Source organism: Bradyrhizobium sp. NAS96.2, from assembly GCF_001908235.1.
Classification (GTDB): domain Bacteria; phylum Pseudomonadota; class Alphaproteobacteria; order Rhizobiales; family Xanthobacteraceae; genus Bradyrhizobium.
The window spans coordinates 1-9,000 of record NZ_LGHK01000205.1; the positions used below are offsets into that span (position 1 = coordinate 1).

Sequence of the window (9,000 nt, forward strand, 5' to 3'; positions counted from 1 at the left end):
GCGCCTGCGCGCCCGGTGCCGCCCGTGATCCGCGTCTCGCGCGAGACCGACGGCCCGGTCGGCGACTGGCAGACCGAAGCCAACAACCTGGTGCGCGTTCGTCTCTGCGGCAACGCGCTGTGCGGCTATGCGCTCGACAGGACCACGCGCGATCTCGGTGAAGCGGTGCTGATCAACATGAAGCCGAAGCAGGACGCGCACTGGACCGGCGGCGTCTACAGCCGGGACAGCGGCAACATCCATTACGGCACGATCGCGTTGACGGGCGCGGACAAATTGCGCGTCGAATCCTGCGTGCTCGGCCGCTTCTATTGCACCGGCGCTGACTGGGTGCGCGTGTCGCATTCGCGGGCGCGGGTGATGACGCAGGGGCAGCTCCGGCCCGAGCCGGGCTCCTGACTGCGCAATGTCCAATTTGTAACCGGGCGCCTTCGAACCTGCTGTCCCGTCGCGCGCGACCGATAGAGATCTTGTCTCAGCCATTGCAAGCGAAGCAATCCACCGTTCCGCATATGTGGATATATGGATTGCTTCGTCACTGTCGTTCCTCGCAATGACGTGGATGGAGCCGAGGCCAATCCAAACAGCGAAGCGCCCGGCGGGGGCGGCCGCCGGGCGCTGAACTCATTGCCTGTCGAATGGTCTAGAACACGCCGAGAATGATGGCGCCGACGAAGGCTAACGCGATGTACTCGGCCACAATGCTCAGCTTGCCCAGCAGAGGACTCGCGAAATCCATTGGGAAACTCCCTCGGTTCACAACGCTGCCCGCATTAACGCAATAGCTAGCAATTGGTTCCCGGCCGATAAAGTCAGCGGTGCTGTCCGGCCCGGTGTTCCCACGCGATGCCGCATTGCGGCGCGTGGCTCAAACAGACGCCGAATCAAGGCGTTGAAGTGGCCGCAAATATATTCCAGGGCGTTGCGAAGGAGCTATGTGTCGCCAGTACGGGATACCGTCCGTCAGTTCCCGATTTCGATTGTGATGTTAGAAACGACTATCTCCAGCTGATTTACACCGGACATGGATGTCGAATGCCAGCGCATTCTCCATCACGCCACGAGCAGCGATCTCCTCTGCGGCGTGATGCGGCGCGTTCGTCAGTTGCCGACGCAACAAGCACTGCGCGGCAAGGCGCGCTGCATTGTCGGTTCCACTGCATGGTTAAGACCACCTGAAATCATTCCGTCGATTGCGTTGAAGAGTCTTTTAATCAAATTCGCAGAACCTCCGCGCCATGACGCGTGGAGTTCGTTTGTATCTCGTCGGCTCCCTTGTCCTTGTGTCGCTTGCTGGTTGCGGCCGCGGTCTGTTTCAGACTGCCGAGCGCGAACCGTGGCGGGCCGAGGCCGAGGCCGCTTGCCTGAAATCAGGCGCGGTGAAGGAAGGACCCGACCTCGTCCGCATCGATCCGATTTCCGGTCCGGGTGTCTGCGGCGCCGAGTTCCCGCTCAAGGTCGCCGCGCTCGGCGAAGCCAGCTCGGCTTACGGATTTGCCGACGACAGCCTGCGTCCGCCGGCATCGGTTGGCAACCAGCCGCGTTGGCCGATCAATCGTCAGCCCAGCCCGCCGCCGGCGCAGGCGCCGTATTCCGATCAGGCCGTCGGCCAGCCGAACTATGGCCGCCAGCCGAACGGACCGGTGTCGCTGTCGGCCCCCGGCGTGCCGCCGCAGCAGGGCGAGATCGACCTGCCGCCGGAAGGCTCGCCCGATGCAAACGGCGAGCGATCTTATTATCCGGGCCTGCCGCGCAATCCGCAGCGCGAGGGCGCGGCCGCGCCTTATTCACCTGCGCCTTATTCCCAGCAGCCTCAGGACACGCCGCCGCCGCGGCTTGGTCCGTCGAACGGCAATCCGGTGGGGACTGTCGGTCCGGTCGCGGTGAAGCCGGCGGCGACGCTGGCGTGCCCGATCGTCTCGGTGCTCGAGCGCTGGCTCGCGGATTCCGTGCAGCCGGCGGCACAGCGCTGGTTCGGCGCGCGCGTCGTCGAGATCAAGCAGATCTCGGCCTATTCGTGCCGCGGCATGAACGGCAATTCGCACGCGCATATTTCCGAACACGCCTTCGGCAACGCGCTCGATATCGCGGCCTTCACGCTGTCTGACGGCCGCCGCATCTCGGTGAAGGATGGCTGGAAGGGTCTGCCGGAAGAGCAGGGCTTCCTGCGCGACGTCCAGGCCGCCGCCTGCCAGCAATTCACCACGGTGCTGGCGCCGGGGTCCAACGTCTACCATTACGACCATATCCATGTGGACCTGATGCGCCGGGCCAGCCGGCGCCTGATCTGCCAGCCCGCCGCTGTCTCCGGCGAAGAGGTCGCGGCGCGCGCTGGCGGCCGTAACCCCTATGCAACGCGCGAGCCTTATGTCACAGGATCGCTTGGCGGCAGAAAGCCGGCCCCGCGGGGTAAGGCGGGGGTCAACGAAGAAGACGAATTCGCCGACGAATAGGGACGCGTCTGATACCCGTATTTTTACTGGGTGACACCGTGCAAACGGTAGCCACTTTTATTCTGCATATGCTTCGGAGCCGGGAGCGCACCCGGCTGATTTCTGGGGGATAGCTTTGCAAGACGCTCCGATCATTCTCGTCATCGAAGACGATCGTGATCTTCAGATGATGGTGGAGGACGCCCTGAGGGATGGCGGCTACGAGCCGGCGATCGCAGGCTCGGGCGAGGAAGCCCTGACGCTGCTGAAGGCGTTCCGCACCAAATACAGTGCACTGGTCACCGACATTCGCCTGCTCGGCCGGCTCGACGGCTGGCGCGTCGCACGCGGCGCCCGCGAGATCGATCCGTCGTTCCCGGTGCTCTACATCACCGGCGGTGGCGGCGACGAATGGCCGACCAGGGGCGTGCCCGACAGCGTGCTGCTGAACAAGCCGTTCTCGCCCGACGAGCTGGTTGCGGCCATCGCCAAGCTGCTGAAGGACGGCGCGCCGGCCTGAGCGAGCGATCGCCCCGGCAAGATCGGCAATGCTGAAATTGTGCTTCTAGACCGGCATGAATGACTTCGCACAGTCGATCACGGCGGCGGCATCACTGATCGCCAGCCGCGATCCGGAGTTGCTCGGGATTGTGGCGCTGTCGTTGCGCGTCAGCCTGTTGGCGAGCCTGCTTGCGCTTCTGATCGGGGCGCCGATCGGCGGCTGGCTTGCGATCTCAAGATTTCGCGGCCGGCAGGTGGTGATCGTGCTGGCCAATGCCTGTCTCGGCCTGCCGCCGGTCGTGGTCGGACTCGGGCTCTATCTCCTGCTGTCGCGATCGGGGCCGCTGGGCTCCGCCGGTCTGTTGTTCACGCCGACGGCGATGGTCGTGGCGCAGGTCATCCTGGCCACGCCGATCGTGGTGGCGCTGGTGCATCGTCCCATCGCGCTGCTGTGGGCGGAATATGCCGACCTGATCCGCACCGATGGCTTGTCGCGTCTGCGCAGCCTTGCGCTGGTGTTCTCGCTCGGTCGCGCCTCGCTTCTCACCGCCTTCCTCGCCGCCTTCGGCCGCGCCATTGCGGAGGTCGGCGCCATCATCATCGTGGGCGGCAATATCAGCGGCTACACGCGAACGATGACGACCGCGATCGCGCTCGAGACCAGCAAGGGCGAACTGGCGCTTGGTCTCGGCCTCGGTGTGATCCTGCTTGCGCTGAGCGTCAGCGTCAGCACGGTCGCGTTTGTGCTAGTGCGCGGCGTTGGGGAAAAATAGCTGCTCGCCGCCGACCTTGTAGCCGGCGATGACCGACTGCCCGGCCGGTGAGATCAGCCAGTCGATGAAGGCCTGTCCGTCCGCCGCCTTCACCGTCGGATGCTTCGCCGGATTGACGAGCATCACGCCGTACTGATTGAACAACCGCCGGTCGCCTTCGGTCAGCACGGCGAGCTCGCCGCGATTCTTGAACGACAGCCAGGTGCCGCGGTCGGACAGCACATAGGCATTCGACGCCGCGGCCATGTTGAGCGCCGGACCCATGCCCTGGCCGATCTCGCGATACCATTGCCCCTTTGCGGAAGCGAGATCGATGCCGGCATCCTTCCAGAGCCGCAGCTCGGCCTCGTGTGTTCCGGAATGGTCGCCGCGTGAGACGAAGGGCGATTTGGTCGCGGCAATTTTACGCAGGGCCTCCGCGACATCCTTGTCGCCCGAGATATGTGCCGGATCGGCCTTCGGGCCGACGATGACGAAATCATTATACATCACGTCGTATCGCCTGGTCGCAAAGCCCTCGGCCAGGAATTTGTCTTCCGCCACACGATCATGCACGAACACGACATCGGCATCGCCGCGCCGTCCGATGTCGAGCGCCTGCCCGGTGCCGACCGCGACCACCTTCACGGCAATGCCCGAGGTCTCCGAAAAGCGCGGCAGGAGATAGCCGAACAGGCCGGACTGCTCGGTCGAGGTCGTCGAGGCGACGATGATGGACCGGGTCTGCGCCAGGGTGGGGGCAGCGAACAGCAGCACGGCCGCGATGACGAGGTGTCGGAGGAGGGAGGTCATGTGGTCCGGATATGGTGAAAGGACAATGGTCACCATGCCTCAGTTGATCCGGCGAGGCAAAGCGCACGATTTCCCCGCGACGTGACGGCACTTATTCTGCGTTTACATCACGCTGCGGTATCCCCCCTCGAATTCATATGCCCACCTGCTCATTTTCCGCGCGAGCAAGTTCGCCAGCAAACGTCCGAACGGTCTCAGCCGCCAGCACGCGGCCTCTTTCCTGAAACGACGATCGCCCGCACGACAAGCGCGATGCGCTCATTGCGCGCGCTGGGCCGTATTCTGCCTGAACGTTCGAGTGTGGCGACCCCATGAAGGGCTGCCCAAAAAGTCTCGGTCACGTCGGCGACCTCGACGCAAAACGGCGCGACGACCGCCGCGAGTGCTTCGAAACCGGCGCGCAGTTCGGGTCTGGTGCCAGCTTCGGCGAACCGCAAATCCGTCGGCAGCACAAACATGGCGTCGTAAAGCGCGGGACGATCCAGCGCGAAGGCGAGATAGGCCAGAGCGACGTTCTTGAGTGCGTTTCGTCCTGTCGATCCGCTCGCCGCTTCGCGAAGTGCGGCCGTGAGATCCTTGAAGCCCTCGCCGGCAACTGCCGCAACAATCGCATCCCGGTTTTTGAAATGCGAGTAGAGGACAGGCTGGCTGTATTCGATCTCGTCGGCGAGACGGCGGACCGTAACGGCATCCCATCCTTCGCGCTCTGCGATCGCCCGCGCGGCCGCGATAATGCGATGCTCGCGCGCAGCCCGGTCCCTGCCTTTTCGCTCAGCGGTACCCAATCCTCGATCTCCCGAATCTGCAGGCGTCTTCAACGCGATCAGCACGTCCGCGACGCAAAGCGATTTCGCCCGGTGGGGTTACCCGCGCTGGCGGGGGGTCGTGACCGGTGGACTGGAGATCGTCGGCGCCATTCTGATTGCGCTTCCCGCCAGCCGCATTGTCGGCATGGCGCTCGGGGCGGCCATCATTGCGGCCGCGGTTTTCACTGTTCTACGCCACCGCGACTTCTCGCACCTCGTACCGCTTGGCGTCTTCGTCGTCTTGATTGCGCTCGCCGCGACCTCGTCGTGAGCTCCGACCTTGCCAGCCAGGTTCATCTCCGCTTCCGGCAACCTTGTCATGACCGGTTGTGAGCCCACACCCAGGGTGTCGCGCCGCGCGTTCCCTGATGGTAGACCTAGCGCCAGCTTCGTCATTTAAATGGGATCAACGGTCATGGCTTTAGAGAGGGTCGCACTCGTCACCGCAGGCGGCAGCGGCATGGGCGCGGCGGCAGCGCGCAGGCTCGCCGCCGATGGCTTTCACGTTGCGATCCTGTCGTCGTCGGGCAAGGGCGAAGCGCTGGCGGCCGAGCTCGGCGGCCTCGGCTTCACCGGCTCGAACCGTTCGAATGATGATTTGAAGCGCGCCGTTGACGGCGTGATGGCGCGCTGGGGCCGCATCGACGCGCTGGTCAACAGCGCCGGCCACGGCCCGCGCGCCGGCGTGCTCGAATTGACCGATGAGCAGTGGCACACCGGTCTCGACGTCTATCTGATGAACGTGATCCGCCCGACGCGGCTGGTCGCACCTCACATGCAGGCGCAGAAGTCCGGCGCGATCGTCAACATCTCCACCGCCTGGGCCTTCGAGCCGAGCGCGATGTTTCCGACCTCAGCGGTGTTCCGCGCCGGGCTCGCCGCGTTCACCAAGCTGTTCACCGACAGCTACGCCGCCAGCAACGTCCGCATGAACAATGTGCTGCCGGGCTGGATCGACAGCCTGCCGGCAACCGACGAGCGCCGCGACAGCGTGCCGATGAAGCGCTACGGCAAGGCGGAGGAGATCGCCGCAACCATCGCCTTCCTCGTCTCCGACGGCGCGGGTTACATCACCGGCCAGAACATCCGCGTCGATGGCGGCCTGATGCGGTCGATTTGAGGCGTGTGCCAAACTCGCTTGAGAGCAAGTAAGTGCGTGATTCGCAGGCTGCGCCAAATATTCGGTGTCGTCCCGGCGAAGGCCGGGACCCATAGCCACCGTTGGTCATTGTTGCGTGTCGGTGGAACGACGAGTCTTGTCCACAACATGGGCTGCGGAGTATGGGTCCCGGCCTTCGCCGGGACGACAGTGAAGTGTGTGGCGCCGTTCGTACGTCACAGGATGATGGATCTGGCTTAGCGAGTTCGCTTCGCTCGCCGTTGTCGTAGCGTCGCCACCACTTGCGTCCACACGCTGCGCATCCTGCTCCAGGCCGCGGGCGTCACAATTGCGGCGACCTCAGATTGCGTTTGTCGTGATGACAAACTGAAAGCACAAGGCTAGCCTTCCGCAAAATCAAAACATACGGGAGGAATGGCATGCCAGACGCAGCAGTTGCAGCACGCGCTTCGGACTCCACGCACAGCGGAACCACGCAGCAAGTCGACGTCGCGGTCGTCGGCGCCGGTTTCGCGGGTCTCTATCTGCTGCATCGGCTGCGCAAGGCGGGCTTCTCGGCAGTCGCGCTCGAAGAGGGCGCCGATGTCGGCGGCACCTGGTACTGGAACAGGTATCCCGGCGCGCGTTGCGACATCCAGACCATCGATTACAGCTACACGTTCGATCCCGAGCTTGATCAGGCGTGGACCTGGTCGGAGAAATACGCGACCCAGCCGGAGATCCTGCGCTATCTCGGCTTCGTCGCCGACCGCTACGATCTGCGCCGCGATATCAGGTTCGGCACCAAGGTCACGAAGGCGACCTGGGATGATGCGACCGCGCGCTGGCAGATCTCGACCAACAACGGCGCCAATGTCTCCTGCCGCTACTACATCATGGCGACCGGCTGCCTGTCGTCGCCGAAGCCGCCGGAGATCGACGGCGTCAAGGACTTCAAGGGCGAGATCTATTTCACCGGCCGCTGGCCGCATCAGGGCGTCGATCTCAAGGGCAAGCGCGTCGCCGTAATCGGCACGGGATCGTCGGGCATTCAGTCGATCCCGTTGATCGCCGAACAGGCCGCGCAACTCACGGTGTTCCAGCGCACGCCGAATTTCGCATTGCCTGCCGGCAACGGCCCGTCGCCGGAGGATCGCAAGACCTATTTCGAAACCGACCGCGCCGCCTATCGCGAGCAGGCGCGCTGGTCGATGGCCGGCGTGCCGTATCCGCAGCAGACCGTGGTGAGCTGGCAACTGAGCGATGCCGAACGCCGTGAGCGGTTCGAGAAGGCGTGGGCGGCGGGCGACCTCGTCCACATCCTGACCCAGCTGTGGGCCGACCAGGCGGTCGATGTCGACGGCAACAAACTCGTCGCCGACCTGATCCGCGAGAAGATCGGCGCCGTGGTCAAGGATCCGGAGACCGCTGCTGCACTGGCCCCGCACGACCATCCGTTCGGCGCCAAGCGTCCCTGCCTCGATACCAATTACTACGCGACCTACAACCGCCCCAACGTCACGCTGGTGAATCTGCGGCAAGAGCCGATCAAGGCGATCACCGCCAGCGGCATCGCGACCGACAAGCGCAGCTTCGATGTCGACGTCATCGTGTTCGCCACCGGCTTCGATGCGATGACCGGCGCCATCATGGCGGTGCATCCGATCTCCGGCCGGGGCGGCAAGTCGCTGTCGGATGTCTGGGCGCACGGACCGCAGACCTATCTCGGCGTCACCGTCGCGGGCTTCCCCAATCTGTTCATGATCACCGGCCCGGGCAGCCCGTCGGTGCTGTCGAACATGGCGGTCTCGATCGAGCAGCATGTCGACTGGGTGGTCGAGCGCATCGCCGCGCTGCGCGACGCCGGCTTCACCACGATGGAGGCAACCGACACCGCGCAGGCCGGCTGGGAACGCCACATGGCCGATTGCGCGACGTTGACGCTGCACCGGCTCGCCAACACCTGGTACACGGGCGCCAACGTGCCCGGCAAGCCGCAGGGCGTGATGCCTTACACCGGCGGCGTCGGTCCGTATCGCAGCATCTGCAACGAGGTGGTCGGCCGCGGCATGCTCGGCTTCAGGCTCACGGGCCCCGGCGTTGCCGAGCAGTGCAATGACGGCGAGATCGTGCGGCTGCAGCCGGACGTGCGGCTGGTGCTCGGCATGCTGGCTGAGATGAACCTGCCGCCGATCGAGACGATGGGCGCGCAGGGCGCGCGCGACTTCCTCACCGAGTTCAACAAGGGCCGTCCTGCGGGACGACCGGTCGGCGAGGTCGGCACCGGCTTGCTGCAGGGCGCAGACGGCCCGCTGCCTTACAAGTTGTATCGCCCGGCGACGCCGGGGCCGCATCCGGTCGTGGTGTATTTCCACGGCGGCGGCTGGGTGCTCGGCGACGAGCTGTCGGACGATCCGTTCTGCCGCGATCTATGCCGGCGCACCGGCATGATCATCGTCAGCGTCGGCTATCGCCACGCGCCCGAGCATCGCTTCCCGGCTGCGGCCGAGGACGGCTATGCAGCAACGCGCTGGATCGCGGCCCACACCGCCGAGCTCGGCGGCAGGGCCGGTCCGGTGCTGGTCGCGGGCTGGAGC

Annotated in this window: 9 protein-coding genes; 7 read left to right on the top strand and 2 right to left on the bottom strand. The window is 64.9% G+C overall.

What is annotated here, in order from left to right; all coding sequences use genetic code 11:
• The 4 genes from AC628_RS34300 to AC628_RS34315 all read left to right on the top strand — a co-directional run.
• The coding region (locus AC628_RS34300) for a DUF2147 domain-containing protein (RefSeq protein ID WP_143201957.1) at nucleotides 1–399 on the top strand (399 nt) is incomplete at its 5' end.
• Between the two features lie 839 nt (nucleotides 400–1,238).
• The gene (locus AC628_RS34305) at nucleotides 1,239–2,453 is read left to right on the top strand and encodes an extensin-like domain-containing protein (protein WP_074131136.1); all 1,215 of its coding nucleotides are present in this window, start codon (nucleotides 1,239–1,241) and stop codon (nucleotides 2,451–2,453) included.
• A 115-nt stretch (nucleotides 2,454–2,568) separates the two neighbouring features.
• Nucleotides 2,569–2,952: a response regulator gene (locus tag AC628_RS34310; protein WP_074131137.1), complete on the top strand. Its 384-nt coding sequence runs from the start codon at nucleotides 2,569–2,571 to the stop codon at nucleotides 2,950–2,952.
• 55 nt (nucleotides 2,953–3,007) lie between these two features.
• Nucleotides 3,008–3,706: an ABC transporter permease gene (locus AC628_RS34315; protein WP_074131138.1), complete on the top strand. Its 699-nt coding sequence runs from the start codon at nucleotides 3,008–3,010 to the stop codon at nucleotides 3,704–3,706.
• On the opposite strand, the gene AC628_RS34320 is transcribed toward AC628_RS34315, so the two are convergent.
• Together AC628_RS34320 and AC628_RS34325 are read right to left on the bottom strand one after the other, a co-directional pair.
• Entirely contained in the window at nucleotides 3,680–4,498 is an 819-nt protein-coding gene (locus AC628_RS34320; RefSeq protein ID WP_074131139.1) for an ABC transporter substrate-binding protein, read from the bottom strand. The genes AC628_RS34315 and AC628_RS34320 overlap by 27 nt on opposite strands.
• Nucleotides 4,499–4,692: 194 nt before the next feature.
• Nucleotides 4,693–5,283 (bottom strand): TetR/AcrR family transcriptional regulator, encoded by a 591-nt coding sequence (locus tag AC628_RS34325; protein WP_074131140.1) that lies wholly within the window; start codon nucleotides 5,281–5,283, stop codon nucleotides 4,693–4,695.
• Here AC628_RS34325 and AC628_RS34330 point away from each other — a divergent pair.
• From AC628_RS34330 to AC628_RS34340, 3 genes are all read left to right on the top strand, one after another.
• Entirely contained in the window at nucleotides 5,258–5,575 is a 318-nt protein-coding gene (locus AC628_RS34330; RefSeq protein WP_074131143.1) for a DoxX family protein, read from the top strand. The two genes, AC628_RS34325 and AC628_RS34330, sit on opposite strands and share 26 nt — an antisense overlap.
• Nucleotides 5,576–5,719: 144 nt before the next feature.
• Nucleotides 5,720–6,424 (top strand): SDR family oxidoreductase, encoded by a 705-nt coding sequence (locus tag AC628_RS34335; protein WP_074131141.1) that lies wholly within the window; start codon nucleotides 5,720–5,722, stop codon nucleotides 6,422–6,424.
• Between the two features lie 419 nt (nucleotides 6,425–6,843).
• The coding region (locus AC628_RS34340) for an alpha/beta hydrolase fold domain-containing protein (RefSeq protein ID WP_074131142.1) at nucleotides 6,844–9,000 on the top strand (2,157 nt) is incomplete at its 3' end.